Annotated in this window: 19 protein-coding genes and 3 pseudogenes; 6 read left to right on the top strand and 16 right to left on the bottom strand. The window is 69.3% G+C overall.

Going from position 1 to position 23,856, the window contains the following annotated elements:
* Window positions 1-65 precede the first annotated feature (65 nt).
* Window positions 66-800 carry a S1 family peptidase gene (locus RLT59_RS04740; RefSeq protein WP_311302203.1) on the top strand — a complete coding sequence of 245 codons (735 nt, stop codon included), beginning with the start codon at window positions 66-68 and terminating at the stop codon, window positions 798-800.
* 98 nt (window positions 801-898) lie between these two features.
* On the opposite strand, the gene pssA is transcribed toward RLT59_RS04740, so the two are convergent.
* The 8 genes from pssA to RLT59_RS04700 all read right to left on the bottom strand — a co-directional run bounded on the left by pssA (window position 899) and on the right by RLT59_RS04700 (window position 9,859).
* Window positions 899-1,753 carry a CDP-diacylglycerol--serine O-phosphatidyltransferase gene (gene pssA / locus RLT59_RS04735; RefSeq protein WP_199884337.1) on the bottom strand — a complete coding sequence of 285 codons (855 nt, stop codon included), beginning with the start codon at window positions 1,751-1,753 and terminating at the stop codon, window positions 899-901.
* A complete protein-coding gene (locus RLT59_RS04730; RefSeq protein ID WP_024489890.1) occupies window positions 1,740-2,387 on the bottom strand; it encodes a phosphatidylserine decarboxylase in 648 nt (215 codons plus the stop codon). Before RLT59_RS04730 ends, pssA begins: the two co-directional genes overlap by 14 nt.
* 181 nt (window positions 2,388-2,568) lie before the next feature.
* Window positions 2,569-3,774, bottom strand: a complete 1,206-nt coding sequence (locus tag RLT59_RS04725) for an acyl-CoA dehydrogenase family protein (protein ID WP_311302202.1) — start codon at window positions 3,772-3,774, stop codon at window positions 2,569-2,571.
* Between the two features lie 2 nt (window positions 3,775-3,776).
* Window positions 3,777-4,304, bottom strand: coding sequence for a MaoC family dehydratase (locus RLT59_RS04720; protein WP_311302201.1), 528 nt, complete (start codon window positions 4,302-4,304; stop codon window positions 3,777-3,779).
* Between the two features lies 1 nt (window position 4,305).
* Window positions 4,306-5,328, bottom strand: coding sequence for an HpcH/HpaI aldolase/citrate lyase family protein (locus tag RLT59_RS04715; RefSeq protein ID WP_311302200.1), 1,023 nt, complete (start codon window positions 5,326-5,328; stop codon window positions 4,306-4,308).
* Entirely contained in the window at window positions 5,325-7,337 is a 2,013-nt protein-coding gene (locus tag RLT59_RS04710) for an ethylmalonyl-CoA mutase (RefSeq protein ID WP_311302199.1), read from the bottom strand. The genes RLT59_RS04715 and RLT59_RS04710 overlap by 4 nt, the downstream gene beginning before the upstream one ends.
* A 1-nt stretch (window position 7,338) precedes the next feature.
* A complete protein-coding gene (ccrA, locus tag RLT59_RS04705) occupies window positions 7,339-8,676 on the bottom strand; it encodes a crotonyl-CoA carboxylase/reductase (protein WP_311302198.1) in 1,338 nt (445 codons plus the stop codon).
* 373 nt (window positions 8,677-9,049) lie between these two features.
* Window positions 9,050-9,859, bottom strand: coding sequence for a GNAT family N-acetyltransferase (locus tag RLT59_RS04700; RefSeq protein ID WP_311302197.1), 810 nt, complete (start codon window positions 9,857-9,859; stop codon window positions 9,050-9,052).
* A gap of 120 nt (window positions 9,860-9,979) precedes the next feature.
* Between RLT59_RS04700 and RLT59_RS04695 the strand changes: the two genes are divergently transcribed.
* A complete protein-coding gene (locus RLT59_RS04695; protein WP_311302196.1) occupies window positions 9,980-10,771 on the top strand; it encodes a restriction endonuclease in 792 nt (263 codons plus the stop codon).
* Between the two features lie 26 nt (window positions 10,772-10,797).
* On the opposite strand, the gene RLT59_RS04690 is transcribed toward RLT59_RS04695, so the two are convergent.
* Together RLT59_RS04690 and RLT59_RS04685 are read right to left on the bottom strand one after the other, a co-directional pair.
* Window positions 10,798-11,613, bottom strand: a complete 816-nt coding sequence (locus RLT59_RS04690) for a TetR family transcriptional regulator (protein ID WP_311302195.1) — start codon at window positions 11,611-11,613, stop codon at window positions 10,798-10,800.
* Between the two features lie 91 nt (window positions 11,614-11,704).
* Window positions 11,705-13,486 carry a 3-hydroxyacyl-CoA dehydrogenase family protein gene (locus tag RLT59_RS04685; protein ID WP_311302194.1) on the bottom strand — a complete coding sequence of 594 codons (1,782 nt, stop codon included), beginning with the start codon at window positions 13,484-13,486 and terminating at the stop codon, window positions 11,705-11,707.
* 373 nt (window positions 13,487-13,859) lie between these two features.
* On the opposite strand from RLT59_RS04685, the gene RLT59_RS04680 reads away from it, so the two are divergent.
* On the top strand, window positions 13,860-14,441 hold the full coding sequence (locus RLT59_RS04680; protein WP_311302193.1) for a HEAT repeat domain-containing protein: 582 nt from the start codon (window positions 13,860-13,862) through the stop codon (window positions 14,439-14,441).
* Between the two features lie 20 nt (window positions 14,442-14,461).
* Here the strand turns inward: RLT59_RS04680 and RLT59_RS04675 are convergent.
* From RLT59_RS04675 to RLT59_RS04665, 3 genes and pseudogenes are all read right to left on the bottom strand, one after another.
* Window positions 14,462-14,551, bottom strand: a pseudogene (locus RLT59_RS04675) (GNAT family N-acetyltransferase); the annotation flags it as partial.
* Window positions 14,552-14,566: 15 nt separating this feature from the next.
* Window positions 14,567-16,168: an alpha/beta hydrolase gene (locus tag RLT59_RS04670; protein WP_311302192.1), complete on the bottom strand. Its 1,602-nt coding sequence runs from the start codon at window positions 16,166-16,168 to the stop codon at window positions 14,567-14,569.
* 168 nt (window positions 16,169-16,336) lie between these two features.
* A complete protein-coding gene (locus RLT59_RS04665; RefSeq protein WP_311302191.1) occupies window positions 16,337-17,170 on the bottom strand; it encodes a radical SAM protein in 834 nt (277 codons plus the stop codon).
* Here RLT59_RS04665 and RLT59_RS04660 point away from each other — a divergent pair.
* Window positions 17,160-18,013 (top strand): annotated as a pseudogene (locus RLT59_RS04660) (transcriptional regulator); the annotation flags it as partial. The gene RLT59_RS04665 and the pseudogene RLT59_RS04660 sit on opposite strands and share 11 nt — an antisense overlap.
* A gap of 167 nt (window positions 18,014-18,180) precedes the next feature.
* Here the strand turns inward: RLT59_RS04660 and RLT59_RS04655 are convergent.
* The 3 genes and pseudogenes from RLT59_RS04655 to RLT59_RS04645 all read right to left on the bottom strand — a co-directional run bounded on the left by RLT59_RS04655 (window position 18,181) and on the right by RLT59_RS04645 (window position 22,185).
* A complete protein-coding gene (locus tag RLT59_RS04655; RefSeq protein ID WP_311302190.1) occupies window positions 18,181-18,588 on the bottom strand; it encodes a DUF1214 domain-containing protein in 408 nt (135 codons plus the stop codon).
* Between the two features lie 120 nt (window positions 18,589-18,708).
* A pseudogene (locus RLT59_RS04650) lies at window positions 18,709-18,905 on the bottom strand (hypothetical protein); the annotation flags it as partial.
* Complete coding sequence (locus tag RLT59_RS04645) at window positions 18,889-22,185, bottom strand: ATP-binding protein (protein ID WP_311302189.1); 3,297 nt, start codon at window positions 22,183-22,185, stop codon at window positions 18,889-18,891. The gene RLT59_RS04645 and the pseudogene RLT59_RS04650, both read right to left, overlap by 17 nt.
* 519 nt (window positions 22,186-22,704) lie before the next feature.
* Between RLT59_RS04645 and RLT59_RS04640 the strand changes: the two genes are divergently transcribed.
* Window positions 22,705-23,580: an ACP S-malonyltransferase gene (locus RLT59_RS04640; RefSeq protein WP_311302188.1), complete on the top strand. Its 876-nt coding sequence runs from the start codon at window positions 22,705-22,707 to the stop codon at window positions 23,578-23,580.
* 3 nt (window positions 23,581-23,583) lie between these two features.
* Entirely contained in the window at window positions 23,584-23,841 is a 258-nt protein-coding gene (locus RLT59_RS04635) for an acyl carrier protein (RefSeq protein WP_311302187.1), read from the top strand.
* Window positions 23,842-23,856: the final 15 nt, after the last annotated feature.

Here is a 23,856-nt window from a genome sequence, read left to right as displayed (position 1 = left end):
TTTCGTCCCGGCCGGGTATCTGACCAGCAGTACGGCCCGTGTCCCGATCAGAGGAGCTGTTCCGAATGGTTCGTCGCATGCGTGTATTGCTGGTGACCGCCTTACTGGCGGTGACGGCTTCGGTGATGTCGTCACCGTCCGCCTCCGCCGTGATCGGCGGATCGAAAAGCGCCTACGGTCCGTGGGCGGTGCGCACGTTCGTCGACGGCGCCCCGGCCTGCACCGGTACGGCGATCGCCCGCCGGTGGATCATCACTGCCTCGCACTGCTTCTTCGAGCAGGGGCAGCCCGTCGCGGACAAGCGGATCTCGTTCCGGGTCGGCAGTCTCGACGTGCGCAAGAGCACCACGCTGGACCCCGTGCCGCGCGGCCGGGTGGGAAGCGCGCGGGCCGACATGATGCTCGTCAAGATGCCGCCGATGAAGATCCGCACCGCGCGGCTCGCCACGGCCGGGGTGCACCCCGGCCGGCTCGCGCGGCAGTACGGCTGGGGCGCCACCTGCACCGGGGACGAGAACAGCTGTCAGTCACCCCTGCTCAAGCAGTCGGTTCTCCGGGTCCTGCGCCCGGCCGACCCGCGCTGCGAGAACTACACCGTGCCGGGCGGATCGGACTTCTGCATGGCGAGGGTGTCCGGGATCCCCGCGGGCGGCGACTCCGGCGGCCCGGTGATGAGCATCGGCCCGCGCGGCACCGAGACCCTCCTCGGCGTCTTCGACGGCTCCGACCGGGAGCGGACGGCGGGGGCGGGGGAGATCTCCCGGCAGCTCGGCTGGATCCGTTCGGTCATCGGGGGATGACCCGGTCACGCACGAGAGCCCGGGGTTGTCCCCGGGCATGCACGAGGGCCCGGATGCTGGGGAGCATCCGGGCCCTCGTGCATGACGTGCGTGAGCCGTTACGGCAGCTGCGCCGCCCGTGCCTCGCGCCGGTTGTCACGGAAGGTGTTCACCCGGCGGGCGGTCGCGAAGAGCGGGATGACCGCACCCAGGACCACCTGGAGCGCACAGCCGGTCTGGAGCAGCAGCTGACCGCCGGGGGCGTCGAACGCCCAAGCGGCCAGCAGGCCCATCGCGGCCACGATCCAGCCGAGCATCGCCACCGCGAGGACACCTCGCGGCTTGGGGTACTCGACCCGGCTGACCATCAGCCACGCCACTCCGACGATCGCGAGCAGCGTCGGTACGAAGGGCAGCTCCAGCAGCACGATGGAGATCACCGTGAGCGCTCCGAAGGGGCTCGGCATGCCCTGGAACATGCCGTCCTTCAAGGTCACGCAGGAGAATCTGGCAAGCCTGAGCACCACCGCCAGCAGCACGACGATCGCCGCCAGTGCCGAGACCCGCTGGTGTGCGTCGTCCGCGACCATGCCGTACACGAGGACGAAGTACGCCGGGGCGAGCCCGAAGCTGACGAGGTCCGAGAGGTTGTCCAGCTCGGCACCCATCGGCGAGGAGCGCAGCTTGCGGGCCACGAGTCCGTCGAACAGGTCGAAGATCGCGGCCATGAGCATCAGGATCACGGCGGTGGCCGCGGAGTGCCGCGCCATGCCGCTCTCGTCGCTGCCGGTGAGGTGCGGGATGAGGATGCCCGTGGTGGTGAAGTACACCGCCATGAAACCGCACGTGGCGTTACCGAGAGTGAGGGTGTCCGCTATCGACAGCCGCATTGAGAGCGGCATGTCCTCGGTGTCGTCCTCGGCCTCCGCCTCGGGTACCCAGCCCGCCTGTGTCTCAGGATCAATCACGGTCAATTCGAGTCACCCCCGCGGTGGTGGCCTGGCCGACCTCGACCGCGACATCGATACCTTCCGGAAGGTAGATGTCGACCCGGGAGCCGAACCGGATCAGGCCAATCCGCTCGCCCTGATCCACCTTCGTACCCTGCGGGACGTACGGGACGATGCGGCGGGCGACGGCACCCGCGATCTGCACCATCTCGATGTCGCCGAGCTCGGTGTCGAAGTGCCAGACAACGCGCTCGTTGTTCTCGCTCTCCTTGTTGAACGCCGGAACGAAGCCGCCGGGGATGTGCTCGACCGAGGTCACCGTGCCGGCCAGTGGCGCGCGGTTGACGTGGACGTTGAGCGGGCTCATGAAGATCGCGACGCGGGTGCGTCCGTCCTTCCACGGCATGATGCTCTGCACCACGCCGTCGGCCGGTGAGATGACGCGCCCCTGGGTGATCTCGCGCTCGGGGTCGCGGAAGAACCACAGCATGCCCGCCGCGAGCGCGGTGGTGGGCACGGCCACGGCCGCCCAGCGCCCGGACCTGCGGGCCCGGGACAGGCTGAGTGCGGCGGTGGCGACGGTCGGGAGGAGCCACGGCGAAGCTCCGCGTGCAAGGCGGACCCCGCCGCGTGGTGCAGAGGTATGGCTGTCGGGCATGGATGACCTTCGTAGCGGATGATGCCGCGCTGGCAACGGGGGACGGCGGCTTTTCCGGCGATGTTATCGGTTGCGGACCGCAACTGGGCAAGCCAGCAGCCGAGTCGGACGTCTGGAAGGCACCGCATGAGGGTGACAGGGTGTGATCTTCTTCGCGGTAAAATCACCGCGAATGGGGCAATCAACCCTGGAACCGGTACTCCTCAAGGAGTCGGCGCCCGATGATCATTTTCTGGATCTCGGCGGTACCTTCACCGATCAGCAGCATCGGGGCCTCCCGGTAGAGGCGCTCGATCTCGTACTCCTTGGAGAAGCCGTAACCGCCATGGATCCGGAAGGCGTCCTCGACGACTTCCTTGCAGTACTCGGAGGCGAGGTACTTCGCCATCCCTGCCTCCAGGTCGTTTCGTTGCCCGGAGTCCTTTTTGCGCGCTGCATTTACCATCATCGCATGCGCGGCCTCGACCTTGGTGGCCATTTCGGCCAGCTTGAACTGGATCGCCTGGTGCTGGGCGATCGGTTTTCCGAAGGTGTGGCGCTGCTGTGCGTAGGAAACGCCCAGCTCGAATGCACGCTGTGCGACGCCACAGCCACGTGCGGCGACATTTACCCGGCCTACCTCCACTCCGTCCATCATTTGGTAAAACCCTCGGCCGGTGGTGCCGCCGAGTACACGATTGGCTGGAATGTGTAGCCCGTCCATGATGAGTTCGGTCGTGTCGACGCCCTTGTAACCCATCTTGTCGATCTTCCCGGGGATGGTGAGGCCGGGCCGGACCTCGCCGAATCCGGGCTCCTTCTCCACCAGGAACGTGGTCATCGACTTGTGCGGCGGGGTGCCCTCGGGGTGGCCTTCGTCACTCCGGCACAGCACGGCGACGAGATTGGACGTGCCGCCGTTCGTCAGCCACATCTTCTGGCCGTTCAGGACGTACTCGTCGCCCTCCCGCACACCCTTCGAAGTGATCGCCGCGACATCGGAGCCCAGGGCCGGCTCGGACATCGAGAACGCGCCGCGTACCTCGCCCAGCGCCATCCGGGGCAGGAAGGTGTCCTTCTGCTCCTGTGTGCCGTGCTGCTTGAGCATGTACGCGACGATGAAGTGCGTGTTGATGATCCCGGACACGCTCATCCAGCCGCGGGCGATCTCCTCCACACACAGCGCGTACGTGAGGAGGGACTCACCCAGCCCGCCGTACTCCTCGGGGATCATCAGCCCGAAGAGTCCGAGTTCCTTGAGACCCTCGACGATCTCGGCCGGGTACTCGTCGCGGTGCTCCAGCTGAGTGGCGACCGGAATGATCTCTTTATCGACGAAATCGCGGACCGTGGAGAGAATTTCCTGCTGGACATCGCTGAGGCCTGCGGTCTGGGCGAGTCGGGCCATGGCTACTTCTCCACGTTCTTCTGCGAGGGCTGCTTCGGCTCCGGGCGGCCGGGCTGTTCCCCGCCCCGCTCCTTGATGTACGTCTCCGTGGGGACCATTACCTTGCGACGGAAGACACAGACCAGCGTGCCGTCCTGCTTGTAGCCCCTGGTCTCCACGTAAACGATTCCCCGGTCGGTCTTGGACCTCGACGGAGTCTTGTCGAGAACCGTCGTCTCGCCGTAGATCGTGTCGCCGTGGAAGGTCGGCGCGACATGCTTCAGCGATTCGACCTCCAGATTGGCGATCGCCTTTCCGGAGACGTCCGGCACCGACATGCCGAGCAGCAACGAGTAGATGTAGTTGCCGACGACAACGTTCTTACCGAAATCCGTGGTGCTCTCGGCGTAGTTGCTGTCCATGTGCAGCGGGTGGTGATTCATGGTCAGCAGGCAGAAGAGGTGGTCGTCGTATTCGGTGACGGTCTTTCCCGGCCAGTGCTTGTAGACCACACCGATTTCGAATTCCTCATATGTGCGCCCGAACTGCATATCAGGCCTCCGGAGCTTCGAACTTGGAGGTGCGCTCCATGCCGGCCGCGCGGCCCTTGCCCGCGATGACCAGGGCCATCTTGCGGCTGGCCTCGTCGATCATCTCGTCGCCGAGCATCGCGGAACCCTTCTTGCCCCCCTCTTCGGAGGTGCACCAGTCGTAGGCGTCGAGGATCAGCTCGGCGTGGTCGTAGTCCTCCTGCGAGGGCGAGAACACCTCGTTCGCCGCGTCGACCTGACCGGGGTGCAGCACCCACTTGCCGTCGAAGCCGAGCGCCGCCGCACGGCCCGCGACCTCGCGGTACGCGTCCACGTCGCGGATCTGGAGGAACGGGCCGTCGATCGCCTGGAGATCGTGCGTGCGGGCCGCCATCAGAATGCGCATCAGGATGTAGTGGTAGGCGTCGGCGCCGTACCCGGGCGGCTGCTGGCCGACGACGAGAGTCTTCATGTTGATCGACGCCATGAAGTCGGCCGGGCCGAAGATCAGGGTCTCCAGGCGGGGCGAGGCGGCGGCGATGTCGTCGATGTTCACCAGGCCCTTGGCGTTCTCGATCTGCGCCTCGATGCCGATCCTCCCGGCCTCGAAGCCCATCGTCTTCTCGATCTGGGTGAGCAGCAGGTCCAGGGCGACGACCTGCTGGGCGTCCTGCACCTTCGGCAGCATGATGCAGTCGAGGTTGGGGCCCGCGCCCTCGACGACGGTGATGACGTCGCGGTACGTCCAGTGCGTCGTCCAGTCGTTGACCCGGACGACCCTGGTCTTGCCCGTCCAGTCGCCGTTGTTCAGCGCGTCGACGATGTGGCGCCGGGCGCCCTCCTTGGCGAGCGGCGCGCAGGCGTCCTCCAGATCCAGGAAGACCTGGTCGGCCGGGAGGCCCTGGGCCTTCTCCAGGAACCGGGGGTTGCTTCCCGGTACCGCGAGACAGGAGCGGCGCGGGCGCAGACGTGAGGTGCCGTCCCGCAGGGACGTCTCTTGAGGGTGGTGGTGGGAGACGGGAGGGCGGTTCACGGGGGTTGTCATGCGGGGACCTCCAGAGGGTCGAGCTTGTTCGCTTTCCGGATCTCGTCGACGATACGGCCGATGATCTCCGTGATGCCGAAGTCCTTCGGGGTGAATACGGCGGCCACACCGGCCTTGATCAGAGCCGCGGCGTCGGCGGGCGGGATGATCCCGCCCGCGATGACCGGGATGTCACCGGCGCCGGTGCGGCGGAGCCGGGTCAGTACGTCGGGCACCAGCTCGGCGTGCGAGCCGGACAGGATCGACAGGCCGACGCAGTGCACGTCCTCGGCGACGGCGGCCGAGACGATCTGTTCGGGCGTCAGGCGGATGCCCTGGTAGACGACCTCGAATCCGGCGTCGCGGGCGCGTACCGCGATCTGCTCGGCGCCGTTGGAGTGCCCGTCCAGACCGGGCTTGCCGACGAGCAGCCGCAGCCGGCCCGCGCCCAGGTCCTCTGCGGTCCGGGCGGCCTTCTCGCGTACCAGGGCCAGTGGGGTGCCCTCCTCCGCTGTCACCGCCACCGGGGCGGACGACACTCCGGTCGGGGCGCGGAACTCACCGAAGACATCGCGCAGCGCCCAGGACCACTCGCCCGTGGTGACGCCCGCGCGGGCGCACTCGACGGTGGCCTCCATCATGTTCTCGGTGCCCGCGGCGGCCTTCTTCAGAGCGGCCAGCGCCTCGGTGGCGCGGGCCTCGTCGCGGTTGTCGCGCCACTCGTGGAGCGCGGCGACGACCTTGGCCTCGTTGGCCGGGTCGACCGTCATGATCGCTGCGTCGAGGTCGGCGGTGAGCGGATTGGGCTCGGTGCCCTGGTGGATGTTGACGCCGACGATCTTCTCGTCGCCGCCCTCGATCCGGGCCCGCCGGGCGGCGTGCGAGGAGACCAGCTCGGACTTGAGGTAGCCGGACTCGACGGCCGCCATGGCGCCGCCCATCCGCTGGATCCGGTCGATCTCCGCGAGCGATTCGGTGACCAGCTCGTCCACCTTGGCCTCGATCACATGGGACCCGGCGAAGATGTCCTCGTACTCCAGCAGATCGCTCTCGTGGGCCAGCACCTGCTGGATACGGAGCGACCACTGCTGGTCCCAGGGGCGCGGCAGCCCCAGCGCCTCGTTCCAGGCGGGCAGCTGCACCGCGCGGGCGCGGGCGTCCTTGGAGAGGGTGACGGCCAGCATCTCCAGCACGATGCGCTGGACGTTGTTCTCCGGCTGGGCCTCGGTCAGGCCGAGGGAGTTGACCTGGACGCCGTAGCGGAATCGGCGCTGCTTGGCATCGGTGATGCCGTAGCGCTCCTGGGTGATCCGGTCCCAGATGCGGCCGAAGGCGCGCATCTTGCACATCTCCTCGATGAACCGGACGCCCGCGTTCACGAAGAAGGAGATCCGGGCGACGACGGCGCCGAACTTCTCCTGCGGCACCTGCCCGGAGTCGCGCACGGCGTCGAGGACCGCGATGGCCGTCGACATGGCGTACGCGATCTCCTGGACCGGGGTGGCCCCGGCCTCCTGGAGGTGGTAGCTGCAGATGTTGATCGGGTTCCACTTGGGGATGCGGTTGACCGTGTACGTGATCATGTCGGTGGTCAGCCGCAGTGAGGGGCCCGGCGGGAAGACGTGCGTCCCGCGCGAGAGGTACTCCTTCACGATGTCGTTCTGCGTGGTGCCCTGGAGCTTGTCCGCGTCGGCGCCCTGCTCCTCCGCGACCACCTGGTAGAGCGCCAGCAGCCACATCGCGGTGGCGTTGATCGTCATGGAGGTGTTCATCTGCTCCAGCGGGATGTCCTGGAACAGCCGGCGCATGTCACCGAGGTGCGAGACGGGCACGCCGACCCGGCCCACCTCGCCTCGGGCGAGGATGTGGTCGGGGTCGTACCCGGTCTGGGTGGGCAGGTCGAAGGCGACCGACAGGCCCGTCTGGCCCTTGGCGAGGTTGCGCCGGTAGAGCTCGTTGGACGCCTCCGCGGTCGAGTGACCGGCGTACGTCCGCATGAGCCAGGGGCGGTCCTTCTGACGGCCGGTCATGTCAGATGTTCCGGAATCGGTTGATGGCGTCGATGTGCCGCTCCCGCATCTCGTGGTCGCGCACGCCCAGGCCCTCGCGCGGCGCCAGCGCGAGGACGCCGACCTTGCCCTGGTGGAGGTTGCGGTGCACGTCGTACGCGGCCTGGCCGGTCTCCTCCAGCGAGTAGACCTTCGAGAGCGTCGGGTGGATCTTCCCCTTGGCGATCAGGCGGTTGGCCTCCCACGCCTCGCGGTAGTTGGCGAAGTGCGAGCCGATGATGCGCTTGAGCGACATCCACAGGTAGCGGTTGTCGTACTCGTGGGTGTAGCCCGAGGTCGAGGCGCAGGTGACGATCGTGCCGCCCTTGCGGGTCACGTAGACGCTGGCGCCGAAGGTCTCGCGGCCGGGGTGCTCGAAGACGATGTCGACGTCCTCGCCGCCGGTCAGTTCGCGGATGCGCTTGCCGAACCGCTTCCACTCGCGCGGGTCCTGGTTGTGCTCGTCCTGCCAGAACTTGTAGCCCTCGGCGTTGCGGTCGATGATCGCCTCCGCGCCCATCTTCCGGCAGATCTCCGCCTTCTGGTCGCTGGAGACGACACAGACCGGGTTGGCGCCACCGGCCAGCGCGAACTGCGTGGCGTACGAGCCGAGTCCGCCGCTGGCGCCCCAGATCAGCACGTTGTCGCCCTGCTTCATGCCCGCGCCGTTGCGCGAGACGAGCTGGCGGTACGCGGTGGAGTTGACCAGTCCGGGAGACGCGGCCTCCTCCCAGCTGAGGTGGTCCGGCTTCGGCATCAGCTGGTTCGACTTCACCAGGGCGACCTCGGCCAGCCCGCCGAAGTTGGTCTCGAAGCCCCAGATGCGCTGTTCGGGGTCGAGCATCGTGTCGTTGTGGCCGTCGGAGGACTCCAGTTCGACCGAGAGGCAGTGCGCGACGACCTCGTCTCCGGGCTTCCAGGAGTTGACGCCGGGGCCGGTGCGCAGGACGACACCCGCCAGGTCCGAGCCGATGACGTGGTATGGCAGGTCGTGGCGCTTGCTGAGGTCGCTGAGCTTTCCGTACCGCTCCAGGAAGCCGAAGGTCGAGACGGGCTCGAAGATCGACGTCCACACGGAGTTGTAGTTGACCGAGCTGGCCATGACCGCCACCAGCGCCTCGCCCGGACCGAGCTCGGGCACCGGCACGTCCTCGATGCGGAGGGACTTGCGGGGGTCCTTGTCGCGGCTGTCGACGCCGGCGAACATCTCGGCCTCGTCCTTGTGCACGGTGACCGCGCGGTACGACTCGGGGATGGACAGGGCCGCGAAGTCCGCGGCGCTGCTGTCCTGCGATTGGATCGCGTCCAGGATTTCCTTCACGGTGTGCCTCCGATGGAGCTGCGTTTGAGGGAACGCTTGAGGGTCCTGCGAAGCAGGGGGAGCGGTGTTGCGTGGAGGTGTGCCGTCGGTTCGGCTGGTGGTGCTTCGGCTGTTCGCTCTGTGGAGCGGAAGGGTTTGCCTGTGACGCAGGCTTCCGGGCACGCAGGCACCTGGCTTGCGGGGACAGCCGGCGTACGTGAGGTCTCAGCACGCCGGCCGCCCGGACGACTTCAACGTATGGCACTCCGTGACAGCTGGCAAGGCACTGGGTGCCAGCAATTTCCCTCAATTGTCGTCCGGGTGCCACGCATGAGCAACACGAGGGGTGTTTTGGTGCGTTGTGCCCCGTTGTGTTGTGCGCCGTCGTGGGAGGTCAGGAGGCGGGGCGGTAGAGGTACGGGGTCGTCGTGGTCAGGGCCGTGAACCCGAGGCGCTGGAGGATCGGGCGGCTGTCCTCGGTCGCGTCGACCTGGAAGTAGCGGTAGCCGCGCTTCGCGGCGATCCGGGCCCGGAAGGCGATCAGCGCCCGGTAGACGCCCCGGCCGCGCCACGCCTCCACCGTGCCGCCGCCCCACAGCCCCGCGAAGCCGGTACCGGGGTACAGCTCCATACGGGCCGAGCTGACCGGCTCCTCGCCCGCCATGGCCAGCACCCCGACGAAGTGGTCCGGGTCCTCCTCCAGCCGGGACAGCACCTGCTGCCGCAGCCGGGTCCAGTCCGAGCCGAACGCCTCCCCGTGGGCGCGGGCCATCAGCTCCACATCGGCCTCGTCGCGTACGGTGCGCAGCCGTACGCCTTCGGGGAGCACGACCTCCGTGGGCAGGTCCGCGACCGGCGCGACCAGCAGGGTCTCCGGCTCCTCCGCCGCGAAACCGGCCGCCAGCAGCCGGTCCCCCAGATCGGCCGGGCGGTCGTGGCCGTACAGCTTCCACTCGAACTCGTCGTACCCGTGCTCCACGCAATGGGCCACCTGGGAGGCGATCGCCGCGTCGGCCCGTGCGGCGTCCAGGTCCGGGGACGACCACACGACCGCGTTCCAGTCGTGGGGCGCGCCGGTCTGGCGTACGACGTCACCGGTGCGCTCGACGCGGACGCCGGGGCCGTCGGGGCGGGCGAATTCGCGCATCTCCCGGTCGAAGACGGCCAGTAGTTCTTCACGGTGCGCGGCTGTCTGATCGCTCATCCGCACACCACAGCACCGGGCCGGTTCACCGGCAACCGGATTTGCGGCCGCTGGATCGGGCCGGGCGGGGCAGATGCCAGACATGAATGATCTTGGAAGAGGCATATCGGGGCGGCGCGCATGACGGTACCGGTGCGAGGACGGGGCTCCGGCGGCTCCCCGAAGGCTTTCAGCGTACGCACGACCGCCGGCGGATTCGGGGCCGTGGCCCTGCTGATCTGCGGTGGAGGACTGATGGTGCGCATCGCCTGGGAGGGGATGCTCAGGCATCCGGCCGCCGTCGTGCTCGCCTCGGCGGGCGTCCTTCTCCTGTACCTCCGCCGGACGCGTCGCCGCCCGCGCGGCGGCCCCGGCCCGCTCTCCGAGGCCGTCCAGGAGCTCTTCGAGCCGCCCCAGGAGCCCGGGACCTCCCCGAGCCCGGAATTCCGGCCCCTCCATGACGACGACGGCATGGGGCGCACGGCAGTCCTGCCGGAACCGGAACCGCTGCCGGAACAGGAATGGGAACCGGCCGGGCCCGAGGAGGAGACGCAGGGCCACGAGGCCCTGGACGCCACCGGGTTCGAGGACGCCATCGCCGCGCTCTGCGAGCGGGACGGCTGCTCCGACGTGCAGGTCGTCGGCGGAGCGGGCGACCTGGGGGCCGATGTGATCGCGACCGCCCCCGACGGACGGCGACTGGTCGTCCAGTGCAAGTACTACGGGCCGGACAACAAGGTCGGCTCACAGGACCTCCAGCGATTCGGCGGAACCTGCTACGCCGTGCACGAGGCCGAGATCGCCGTCTGCGTCACCACCAGCGCCTACACCACTCCTGCCCTGGAGTACGCGGAGCAGTGCGCGATCCTCTGTGTGGACGGCGAGGCGCTCGTGGCCTGGAACGACGGAACCGCACCGCCGCCGTGGCTCTGAGGGCCGCCGGGAGCCGTGCGCCCCGCTCAGCGCTCCTTGAGCGCCTGCTGGATCGTGCGCATCACTTCGTCCAACGGCGCGTCCGTGCGCGCCACCGCGACCAGCACCTCTCCCTCGGCGCTCACCGAGGCGGCGGGCGGCTTCGCCGGCTCGCTGCCCGCCGTGCGGCCCGCGCCGATCCCGGTGCCGAAGGTGTCGCGGACGATGGCGAACGCGTGGTCCAGCTGCGCCTCCACATCGCCCTGGCCGTCCACCCGCAGCCACCGCCGCAGCACGTGGTTGTGCGCGGTGACCACGGCGGACGCCGCGACCTCCGCCAGCAGCGGGTCGTCGTTGCCGACATGGTGGTCGCGCTCGTCGAAGTGGCCCAGCAGATAACGCGTGAACAGCCGCTCGTAGCGGGCCACCGAGGCGATCTCGGCCTCCCGCAGGGTGGGCACCTCACGGGTCAGCTTGTAGCGGGCCACCGAGACCGCGGGCTTCGCCGCGTACATCTTCATGACTTCCTTGATGCCCCGGCAGACCGTGTCGAGCGGGTGCTCGTGCGCGGGAGCGGCGTTGAGGACCGCCTCCGCGCGTACGAGAGTGTCGTCGTGGTCCGGGAAGATGGCCTCTTCCTTGGAGCGGAAGTGCCGGAAGAAGGTGCGCCTGGCGACGCCCGCGGCGCCCGCGATCTCGTCGACCGTCGTCGCCTCGTACCCCTTCGTGGCGAAGAGTTCCATCGCCGCGGCGGCCAGTTCACGGCGCATTTTGAGCCGTTGGGCGGCGGCACGCGTGCCCGCGGCACTTTCCGGGGCGTCGGGCGCGGCGGACACACGGGGGGACCTGGCGGGCTGGGGCATGGTGTGAACGTACTGCATCGGTGCGGGGGAGTGCGCCTGTGGGGGCGGGCCGCCCGCAGGACCGAGCAGCCCGCCCCAGCCGCCGCCCCCGTCAGCGACGGGCATATTCGCGGAAGCCGCGCCCTGTCTTGCGGCCGAGGCAGCCGGCGGCCACCAGATGCTCCAGCAGCGGCGCCGGGGCGAGTCCCGGGTCGCGGAACTCGCTGTGCAGCACCTTCTCGATGGCGAGCGAGACGTCGAGGCCCACGACGTCCAGCAGTTCGAACGGGCCCATCGGATAGCCGCCGCCCAGCTTCATCGCGGCGTCGATGTCGTCCAGCGTCGCGTAGTGCTCCTCGACCATCTTGATCGCGTTGTTCAGATACGGGAACAGCAGCGCGTTCACGATGAACCCGGCCCGGTCCCCGCAGTCCACCGGGTGCTTGCGCACCTTCACACAGACCTCGCGGACCGTGGCGTGCACGTCGTCGGCCGTCAGCACCGTGCGGACCACCTCGACCAGCTTCATCGCGGGAGCCGGGTTGAAGAAGTGCATCCCGATGACGTCCTGGGGCCGCGAGGTGGCCCGCGCGACCGACACGACCGGCAGCGAGGACGTGGTGGTGGCGAGGACCGCGCCCGGCCTGCACACCTTGTCCAGGGTGGCGAACAGTTGCTGCTTCACCAGCAGGTCCTCGGCCACGGCCTCGACGGCGAGATCGACCTCCGCGAAGGCGTCCAGCGAGCCGGCCGCGGTGATCCGGGCCAGCGTCTCGTCCCGTTCCCCGGCCGTCAGCCGTCCCTTGGCGACCGACCGTTCGAGCGACTTCGCGATCCGGCCCTTCGCGGTCTCCGCCTTCTCCTGGCCCCGTGCGGCGAGCACCACGTCGTAACCGGCCTTCGCGAACACCTCCGCGATCCCCGAGGCCATCGTCCCGGAGCCGGCGACGCCCACGGAGCGCACGGTCCGCCCGGCGCCCGTGCCGCTCTCCGGCGACGGCGTCAGCGCGTCCGGGACGACGTCCTGGCTGCCCGGCTCCGCGTACGTGTAGAAGCCGCGGCCGGCCTTGCGGCCGGTCAGCCCGGCCTCGCTGAGCTGGCCGAGGACCGGCGCGGGGGCGTGCAGCCGGTCGTGCGAGGCGCTGTACATCGCCTCCAGGACGGTGCGGGCGGTGTCGACGCCGATCAGGTCCAGCAGGGCGAGCGGCCCCATCGGCAGCCCGCAGCCCAGCTTCATCGCCGCGTCGATGTCCTCGCGCGACGCGTAGTTCGCCTCGTACATCGCCGCGGCCTGGTTGAGGTAGCCGAACAGCAGTCCGTCGGCCACGAACCCCGGCCGGTCACCGACCGCGACCGGCTCCTTGCCCAACTGCCGGGCGAGCGCGGTGACGGCCTCCACGGCCGGCGGCGCGGTCAGCACGGAGGAGACCACCTCGACCAGCTTCATCGCGGGCGCCGGGTTGAAGAAGTGCAGGCCGAGCACGCGCTCCGGGTGCTGCGACTCCGCGGCGAGCCGGGTCACGGACAGCGCGTTGGTGCCCGTCGCCAGGATCGTCGTGGGTGAGACGACCGCGTCGAGCTCCCGGAACACCTGCTGCTTGAGCTCGTACGACTCGGGCACGACCTCGATGACCAGCTCCGCCTCCGCGGCGGCCTGGACGTCGGAGAAGGTACGGAACCGGGCGAGGATGTCGCGCCGCTCCTCCTCGGTGATCCGCTCGCGCCGCACGGCCCGCGCGGTGGAGGCCTCCAGAGCGGCGACGGCCTGGCGGGCCGCCACGTCGCTGATGTCGATACCGATGACCTCGCGGCCGGAGCGGGCGAGTACCTCGGCGATGCCGGTGCCCATCGTGCCGAGGCCGACGACGGCGATGGTGCTGAGCGGGGTGTCCATCACGGGACTCCAGGGATGAGTGACGACTGAGGGACGCACGGCGCGCGCGGCCGATGAGAGGGGCCGATGGCCCGGACCGCCGCACGGTGTGCGGGAGTTGCCTGTCGTGGTGCTCGCGTCCGGGTGCGAAGGGCACGCCCGGACCGGGAAGGGGTGGCGGACTCTGTCCCGGAGTCACGCCTCGCAAAGCTGCCGAACCGACATCCACTCCGGGTGGCTGCGTCACCAGGCCACCGGAGCCAGCGGGGGGAGTGTCCCGCTCACATGAGGTTAACCGGCGAGTAACGAGCGCGCCAGCCCTGGATCGTTGTGGGCCCCCTCACATTCGAGACGCCCTTCGGTACGCTGTGTGCTCACCGATAAGCTGACCGTCATGGATGAGGAGCTGCGGTCGCTGACGCACCGGCTGGCCGAAGAGGCGGGAGCCGCCGGAGAGGCGGGAGCCTGCCACCGGCTGATCACCACCGAGGATGACGAGGAGCTGGCGCAGGTCCTCATCGAGCGCGAACGCCCGCTGTGGGCCCGCGAGATCGCGGCGTTCCGGCTGGGCTGCGGCGGCGACCGCCGGGCATTCGAGACCCTGGTGCTGCTGCTCAACCACCGCGACCCGGAGCGCTGCGCGGGCGCCGCGCACGCGCTGGCCCGCCTCGGTGACCCGCGCACCCCGCGCGCCGCCGCCGCGCTCGCCACCAACTCCCTGCGCACCGCCTACGCGTTGTACCCGGTCCGGCTGCTCGGCGCACTGCGAGCCCCTGAGTCCGTACCGGCCCTGATGACCACCCTGCGCGGACTGCTCGGGCCGGACGAGCCGTACTGGCGGGTGGCGCTCGCCTGCGTCGAGGAGCTCGGGCTGCTCGGTGACGTACGGGCCCGCCCGCTGCTGGAGGCGGCCCTGCCGCACCCCCGGCTGGGCGGCGCGGCGGGGGAGGCGCTCGGCAGGCTGCCGGCGCCCTGAGGCGCGTACACCCGCGCGCTTCAGGGCGCGCCGAGCGGGCGTACGTAACGCACCTCGGGCACCGGCACCCCGTCCACCTCGAAGGATTCCTCGGCGCCGTCCGGCCGGAACGCGGTTTCCGCCCGTCAGCCCCGGAAGCCGAGGATCCCGTGCAGCGCGCTGCCCCGGTCCCCGGTGCCCGCGCGGGTTGCCGCCTTCGGGGTCTTCGCGGTCTTGCCGGTCGCGGGCTTCGGGTCCGGCGACTTGGCGCAGACCGCGTCCACGTCGCCGCCCTTTCCGCGCGGCACGGTGCCCTTGGCGAGATAGTCCGCCAGATACGTGTCCAGGCAGTCGTTGCCGCTCAGGGTCACGCCGTGGTTGCCGCCGCCCTGCTCGACGACCAGGCTGGAGCCGCGGAGCTTGCGGTGCAGGGTGACCCCGCCCTCGTACGGTGTGGCCGCGTCGTCCGTGGCCTGGAAGAGCAGCGCGGGCGGCAGGGCGTGGTTGGAGACCCGGACCGGGTTCAGCGGCTCCACCGGCCAGTCGGCGCACGGCGCGTTGTACCAGGTGTTGCTCCAGGCCATGAAGGGCGCCTTGCCGTGCACGCGCCAGGCGTCGTTGCGCCAGGTGTTCCAGTCGCGCGGCCACTGGGCGTCACGGCACTGCACGGCGGTGTAGACCGAGTACCCGTTGTCGCCCTCCGCGTCGACCGCGCCGAACCGCTCGTACGCCTCGACCAGCTTCTTCTCGTCCTTGTGGTTCACGTAACCGGCGAACGCCTCGGCCAGTACGGGCCAGTAGCCGTTGTAGTAGCCGCCCGGCAGGAACGTGTCGTCCAGCTCGCTCGCGCCCACCTTCTCGCCCGCGGGATGCTTCTTGACGGCGTTCCGCATCCGGTACCAGACGGCCTCGACCTTCGCGGGGTCGCTGCCCAGCCCGTACGTGCTGTCGTACTTCGCCACCCAGGCCATGAACGCCTTGTGGCGGGTGTCGAACGCGTAGTCCTGGCTGATGTTGTCGTCGTACCAGACGCCGTCCGGGTCGACGTTCGAGTCGAGCACCAGACGCCGCACGCGGTCCGGGAAGAGCTTGGCGTACACCGAACCCAGGTAGGTGCCGTAGGAGTACCCGAGGTAGTTGAGCTTCGCGGCGCCCGTCGCCCGCCGGATCACGTCGAGGTCCTTGGCCGCGCTGACCGTGTCCATGTACGGCAGCAGGTCCGGGTGCTTCTCGCCGCAGGCGGCCGCGAAGGACCGGGCGCGGTCCCGGTTGACCCGCTCGCCCCCGAGCGAGTTCGGCACCGAGTCCGGCCGCACCGGAGCGGAGTACTTCGGCACGCAGTCCAGGGCCGGCCGGCTCTTGCCCACGCCGCGCGGGTCGAAGCCGATCACGTCGTACTGGGCGGCCACCGCCTTCGGCAGCGAGGCGGCGACGAAACCGGCCATCGACAGTCCGCTGCCGCCGGGACCGCCGGGGTTGACCAGCAGCGGGCCCTGGAAGGTCTTGGAGGTGTGGGGCACCCGGGTCAGGGCGAGGGTGACTTTGCGGCCCGACGGGTCGTCATGGTCGAGCGGGGCACTCACCGACGCGCACTGGAGCGTCGGGGACGCCTTGGTGGCGCAGTCGGCCCACTTGAGCGCCGCGACGCGCTGCGCGCCCGTGTCGGCGGTCGCCGGGGACGGGGCGGCGGTCACCAGACCGGCGACCGTCGCCCCGACGGCGAACAGAATTCCCGAACGTTTCGTCATATGGCCTCCCGTGATGGGGGAACACGGCTGCGCGTGGCGGCAGCCCCCGCGGGATGCTCCCCGTATTCGGGACCGGAAGGACCTGTTGTGGTGAGAGATGACCCGTTTGCCCGCGGGACCCCGGCGCGCCGCAGCCGTCGCGGTCATCGCGGCCGCGCGGCGGCCCGGTCAGAGCAGGGTCAGCTGGGTCGGCTCGGAGCCGTCCAGCGGGGGCCGCGGCTCGTCCCGCGCGGGGAGCGCGCGGGAGGCGCCCCGGCGCGAGGGCCCGATGCCGTACTCGGTCGCCAGCTCGTGCACATGACGCGTGATCCGGCGCTGATACCAGGTGGGCGCGTACGCCCCGTCCGCGTACAGGCGCTCGTAACGGCCCACCAGCCCCGGGTGGTGGTGGCCGAGCCACTCCATGAACCACTCCCGGGCACCGGGGCGCAGATGCAGGACGAGCGGGGTCACCGAGTTCGCACCGGCGGCGGCGATCGCGCGGACGGTCGCCCGCAGCTGCTCCGGCCGGTCCCCGAGGAACGGGATGACGGGCGCCATCAGCACCCCGCAGCCGATGCCGTGCCCGCTGAGGGTGCGTACGACGTCGAGGCGGCGCTCGGGGGAGGGGGTGCCAGGCTCCACGGTGCGCCACAGCTCGGGGTCGACGAAGCCGACGGAGACCGAGACGCCGACCTCCGTGACCTCTGCGGCCTGCCGCAGCAGTTCCAGATCGCGCAGGATCAGGGTGCCCTTGGTCAGGATCGAGAAGGGGTTCGCGTGGTCGCGCAGGGCCGCGAGGATGCCGGGCATCAGCCGGTAGCGGCCCTCGGCCCGCTGGTAGCAGTCGACATTGGTCCCCATCGCTATGTGCGCGCCGTGCCAGCGCGGGGAGGCGAGTTCGCGGCGTACCAGCTCCGGGGCGTTGACCTTGACGACGATCTGGGAGTCGAAGCCGAGGCCGGTGTCGAGGTCCAGATAGCTGTGGGTCTTGCGGGCGAAGCAGTAGACGCAGCTGTGCATCCCATCCTGGAACGCGCTGGACCCCCGGTTCTGGGATCACGCCGCGCAGCTGCCCCCGGCGGAGCTCGCCCGTGTCCTGGGCACCTACGCAACCCGGGTGATGACGCCCCCGGGTCGACCGCCGTCACCAGCCTGGAACTGATGACCGCCCTGCACCCGCCGACCCACGCCGTACGAGACGAGGAGACCGGCGCCCCGCGGCAGGCCGACACCAAGACACCCGGCTCGCTCGGCACCCGCCCGGTGGACTGCGCACCGCCTGAGGCCCCCGACGGACACCCGGTGCTCAACGCGCTGAACCTGCCGCGCTTCCACGTGCGCGGCCCGTCGGAGAAGCTGTTCGAGGAGGCCTACGACTGGGCGCAGCCGATGACCGACGAGGAGTGCACCCTGCGCTACCTGGTCGGCCTGGACGTGAACATGGCCTTCGCCGCCGGCGCGAACGGGCTGACCGTCGGCCTCGGTGAGCCGACACACGTCAAGAACCCGGCGTTCGACCCGAAGCCGCCCGGATCGTGGCTGGTTGACCTCTCCCACGTCGACCTGTCGCGCGTGAAGGCCGGCAAGGAGTGGGTGGAGCTGGACGGATCGCTGCCGCCCTCCCCGTTCACGCCGAAGGGCGACCACCCGGAAGGACCGGCCTGGTACGCGACGCCCACCGTGGCGTACGCGGTCGAGCTGGGCTACGACGTCGCAACGACCGAGGCGTGGGTGCGGTACGACAACGGCCGCTACCTGGACGGCTGGTATCAGCGGCTGCGCGACGCCTACCTCACCAAGATGGCCGACCTCGGCGTCACCGCCGACCTCTCACCCGAGGACTTCCTCACCGCGATGGACGGTTCCATGACCATCTTGCCGCGGCCAGGGGTGGCAGCTGCCGGGTGCCGCCGAGCACGAAGGGCTCCGGGCCGTAGACCCCGATGATGACGGAGACGGGGCCGTCGGGGGCGGGCAGCCATTTCGCTGCCTGGTGCGGGCTGTTGGGCGGGTGTGCTGGACGTAGAGAGTCAGTCCGCCGCGTCGGCGCTGTAGACGAGGCCTGGGGTGCGGTCGCTCATTGAGTACCGGTTGATCGGGTTGTCCACCGGGAGGCGCTCGGAGAGCCGGTAAGGGGTGGCCGACCAGAAGAGCTGCGCTCTGGGGGGCTGGTCGGCGGCGAAGTGGACGGTGTAGTCGCGGTCGGAGGCGTTCGGCGGACGGTTGCCCTCGCTGTCGGCGACCCAGCCTCCGTACCAGGCTACCGCCAGGAGGAGCCCGTACAGGCCCCTGTCTGCACCGATCCTGCGGGCAAGGTAGTCCTCTCCCAGCTCCGCGCGCCGACGCCTTTGGCCAGGTGGCGTCGCATCAGCTCGAAGTAGGGGCCGGGAAGCGTGCCTCCAGGCACTCGGTGTGCTCGTGTGTCCGACAGACGCCACACCACGACCCAAGAAGGTGCGCTCCTTGGTCGTGCCGTTGTTGTCGACGTTGCACAATCACAGCCGCTTTGATCCGTCGGCGACCATCCGGGCCACGAAGTTCAGATCACGCAACGGGTACTACCGTCCAGCCGAAGGTCGGCCATCCAGGCCCTCTCTTCGCTGTGTGGTGGCGACGGCTTGGACGGCGTGGTGGAGGCCGTCCCCTTCGAGGCGGCAGTCGCGGAGGCGCGGGCGCCGACGCACCGGTGTTCGGCGTTGTCCTCGTCCTCGCCCCGCAGGAGTGGGCGTCCGGCTCTTCTACGGTGCGGGACGATCGGATGATCCGAAGGAAACGCTCTGGTCGACCGCACCCGAGGCTTTCCGTGTCCCCTTGCCCAGAAGCTTGTCGAGAAGGAGCGTGGCGGGGAGCGCGGAGTTGAGGTACACGTACTCGCGGTGGTGCTCGACGACTGCGAGCAGGGTGCGCAGCGTGTCCACGGCCCCCTCCCGTTGTCCGGCGTGATGCTGAGCCTGAGCCAGCAGACCCAGGTGGAGGGGGAGGTGGATTCTCGTCCGGGACAGCCGCATCTCGGTCAGCGCGTTCACCATCTTCGGGATGCCCTCCCGTTGTCCGGCGTGCGTGAGGGCCCATCCCAGCGGGACATGCAGCATCGCTGCCCAGGGTGAGAGGCCGTGCTTGACGGAGAGTCCGACGCCCTCCGTCCCGAAGGCCCTGGCCGAGTCCGGATCGTCCTCCCACGCGGCCACCATCGCGTTGACGTAGAGGGCGTGGACCCGATCCCAGGGCTTGTCGCCCCACTGCGTCAGTCTCAGGAGGCGGCGGCACTGCTCGGCGGCGGCCGAGCGTTCGCCCATGAGCCAGCGGGCGAAGACGTCGTGGGTGCGGAAGTAGACGCGCGGATCGGACCGGTACATTCCGTCCGGCACCTGGCCCTCGCGTGCGAGCCGTTCGGACAGCTCCACACCGTGCTCGAACGACCGCAGCGCGTCGGGCAGCCGGTCGCGGATGAACAGCGCCATGCCTTCGCCGTACACCGCGCCGAGCCGAGCCGCGGGATCGCCGGTGCGCGAGGCGATTGCCTTCAACCGGGCGGTCAGCTGTCCCGACTCGTCGTAACGCCCGCGGACGAGGAGTGACGCGCTCAGCATCGACAGGACCTCCGGGTCGTCGGACCTGTGCAGGAAAGTGCCCGGGACTTGCCCCCGGAGGATCTCCGTCTCGGCCTCGGTGTCGCCGAACCCGCGTACGTGGCACAGCAGATGGGCCAGTTCCCAGTGGAGCTGGGACGCGAGGCCGCGGGCATCCGATCCGTCAGGCAGGGAGCCGGTGAGGGCGACGGCGCGGCGTAGCCACATGAGCCGGTCGTCGGAGGCAAGTCGCGCGCCCGCGTTCTCGGCCGCTGCCAGGAACCAGGGCAGCGCCCGCTCCGGGGGCATGGCACCCTTGGCGCACCAGGCGTGGTGGGCGATGCGGTCGCTCCGCTCCGGGGGGATCTCTTCGCCGGTGCACGGGGGCAGGGCGTCCGCGTACGCGGCGTGCAGCTGTTGGTTCTCCTCGCCGGTGAGCTCGCCCACGAGTATCTCCCGGGCGCGCGGCGGGGTGAGCCGGAGTCGGCCGCCGTGCTGCCGACCGGAGGCGAGTAGTCCGTGCCGGACCGCCGACTCCACGATCACCGCGGCGGCGGCGTCGCCGCCGGCGGCGCGGCACAGTGAATTCAGTTCGATGTCGGGCGCGGCGATGGCGCACAGCCGCAGAAGCCGCAGGACCGGCACCGGCAGTTCGGCCAGCTCCCGGCGGAGGACTTTGCGAGCGCACGGGACGACGAGGCCCAGCAGCTCGTTCGCGGTGCGGGGGCTCTGGAGGTCGCCTTCCTCGCCGAGGAGGGAGAGCATCTGGAGGACGAAGGAAGGGCTGCCCACAGACTGCTGGTGGATCACTTCCACGATGCGCCGGTCGATACCCGGTCCGGCATGCGCTTCGACCAGGGCGGTCACGTCGGGGAGCGTCAGCGCCCCGAGCCGCAGGATCTGCGTGTTGGGACCCCTGAGCATCTCTGTCATCGCCCCGTACCGGGAGCTGTCGGGCCAGGTCTCCAGGTCCCAGCCGGTCAGCACGATGCCGAGCGGATGCCCCTGGCGGCGGTTGGCCAGCAGGCGGAGCAGGTCCAGCGACGCCGCGTCCGCACGGTGCAGGTCCTCCAGGACGAGCACCAGAGGCTGCTGCGCCGCCAAGGCGAGCAGGACCTCGCAGAGCGCGTCATGGGTCCGGAAGGGGTTCTGCGGGTCGCCCTGCACCGTGCCGCCGTCCTGGTCCGGCAGCCACCCGGGCAGCAGCGGTGCCAGCAGCGAGCCGAACGGTGCGGCTGCGGCCCGGAAGGCCTCCGGCCGCTCAACCGAGAGCCGGCGCACCACCTGGGTCCACAGCCAGTAGGGCGGAACTCCCTCGCCGGAGAAACTGCTGCTCTGAATTGTCTCGATGTTCTCGTTCAGTGCCCGAAGGCGTTGGACCAGTTCCATCACGAGATGGGTTTTCCCGAGTCCGGAGAAGCCGAGTACGCATGCGAGATGTCCACGACCGGCCGCTGTTCCGGCCATTGCGGCGACCAGAAGACCCACCTCCCGTTCACGGCCTATCAAGGGAGATGCCATGCCGGGTTCACCCGGTGAGGGGGAAGGAGTCGCGGAACGGGGGAGCGACTTGTCTGCGCCGTCCGGAGCCTCCTGAGCGCGCACGGCCAGTTCGGCCGGGGGACGAGGTGCTGCGGTGCCTGCGGCCGCGCTGGACATCGTTGTCCGGACCTGCCGCGGGAAAGCGGTCGCTCCGCGGCGGACAGGACCGCCCGTTGTGCCGTGCGCACGCTGGCCGCCCAACTCCTGCCGGAGAAGGGCGGTGTGGAGCCGCTGGAGATCGGCGCTCGTGTCCACTCCGAACTCCTCGGCCAGATAGCTCCGTGTCCACGCGTACATCTCCAGCGCTTCGGCCTGTCTGCCCGATCGGAACAGCGCGGTCATGAGGTGGCCCACCATGCGTTCCCTGGCCGGGTGCTGACGGACCTCGCGTTCCAGTTCGGTGACCACCTCGGCGGTCCGCCCCAGGAGGAGCCCGGCCTCGGCGGAGGATTCGAGGGCGGTGAGCCGCATCTGCTCCAGCCGGGCGCTCTCGTCGGCGAGCGACGGATGGGTGAGGAACTCCGCGTACGGGGCGCCGTGCCACAGCTTGAGTGCCCGGGTGAGACGGTCCCGGGCGGCCAACGGGTTTTGATCCGCGAGAAGTCGGCGTCCGGTGGAGAAGAGTTGCTCGAACCGGTACGCGTCCACCTGGTCGGGCGCGAGCCGGAGGATGTATCCCGGCGCCTGGTAGCGCAGGAGCGCGGACCTGTCCGGGCCGGCCGCGGGAGCTAGAGCCTTGCGCAGGTGGGAGATGTGACTCTGCAGTGTGGCGACGGCATGCTGGGGACGAGCGTCCCGCCACAGCTCCTCGATGAGCACTGTGGTGGGCACGACGCGGCCCAGCCTGATGAGGAGGAGGGCCAGGAGCGCGCGGCGGCGTGGTGGTCCGAGCGGGATGTCGCGGCACTGGTACCCGGCCGACATAGGCCCCAGCACCTGAAGCGCCGGCCCGGAAAGGGCGGACGGTGGTGAGGGCGGCGACGCCCCCTCAGCCTGATGCACGGACATATTCTCTTGCCCCATTCGTTCTCACGCTTGAGACCTCATCGTTGAATACACCATAGAACAGCGGTCTCATCCGTGGGGATTTTCCTGATGACCATGGACACTGGACTCATAGAGCTCTGCCTGCGTCGATGTCAACGGCGCAGATTCGCCGCGTGAGGCGAAACCGGCCATGCGTGCTGTGCATTCCATATAGGCACGCGGAGAGAGCCCTGCGCGCCCGGATCCCCCTGCTACGGGCCTTTTGGTGCATCCTTCGGTGAACGCCCGTTACCGGGCATCGGCAAGCGGACGGCAGGGATTCGGACAAGGTCTCGTGCCGGGGTGACAGCGAACCGGCAAGCACTCAGCAAGGGGCGTGGGGCAGCATAATCGAAATCGCTATTCTTCGAGTGGTCAGAGCCAGCCAATCGGAGCAGATCGAGGAGGCATCACAGGGTGCTCGCGATTGTTTTCCCTGGTCAGGGATCGCAGTTCCGAGGCATGGGCGCAGATGTTTTCGGCCATTATCCGGGTGTCGTGCATTACGCCTGCGATCTCCTCGGGTACGACCTCGTGGCACGCTGCCGCGACAACCAGGACGACGTCCTCGCCCGTACGGAGTGCACGCAGCCGGCTCTCTACACCGTCAATGCTCTGCACGCCTTCGAGCGGGAGCGCCGGGAGGGCCGACCCGCCGACTGCTACCTGGGACACAGCCTGGGGGAGTACAACGCACTTCTCGCCGCCGGGGTCTTCGATTTCGAAACGGGTCTCCGGATCGTGCAGAAGCGTGGCGAGCTCATGGCCGCGGCCTCGGGTGGCGGCATGACCGCAGTCATGAACACCCCCATCGAGAGCCTCCTGAAAGTGCTCGGTGCCGACGAGGTCGAGGGAGTGGACGTCGCGGCCCACAACACCGACTCCCAGGTCGTCATCGCCGGTTCCGACGGTGCGCTCCGGGCCGCTCATGCGTCCCTGCGGGACAGAGGCATCCGCTTCGCCCCACTCAGGGTCGGTGCCGCCTTCCATTCGAGGGCCATGGAATCCGCGCGCACCGATTTCGAGAGATTTCTTCGTGGATTCCACTTCGCGAAACCCTCGGTGCCCGTGATTTCGAATGTCAGTGCGCGTCCCCACGAGGGCGGTGCGATCGCGGAGATGCTGAGCCGACAGATGGTCGAGCCCGTCCGCTGGGTGGAAAGTATCCGTTATCTATTTGACCGTGACGCCGGGTTGGAATGCGAAGAGATAGGTGGCACGTCGTTGCTCCGCATGGTGAGAAGTATCGCCAAGGCCATTCCTCAGGAAACGCTGACGAAAAGCGAGGTGTGAGACATGGAGCGAACTTGGCGCATAAGGGAAATGCTCGAAGAGCAGTTTCTCATCGAATTCGATGACGAACTGACCGGCCGGAGTGACCTCTTCAAGGCCGGAGTGATCGACTCTTTCGGATACGTTCAGCTTCTCAGCTCCATCGAGCAGGAGTTTTCGATCCAGCTGAAGGACGAGGACTTCCTCAAAAACATTCTCACCTCGCTCGAATCCATCGACGCCTTCGTGGCGAAGAAGATCGCCGAACGCGACGACCGCTGAAGGAAGGAGATCCCG

Source organism: Streptomyces sp. ITFR-6, from assembly GCF_031844725.1.
GTDB lineage: Bacteria > Actinomycetota > Actinomycetes > Streptomycetales > Streptomycetaceae > Streptomyces.
The sequence above is the reverse complement of the archived record's forward strand: the minus strand, read 5'-3'. Positions and strand labels throughout refer to the sequence as shown.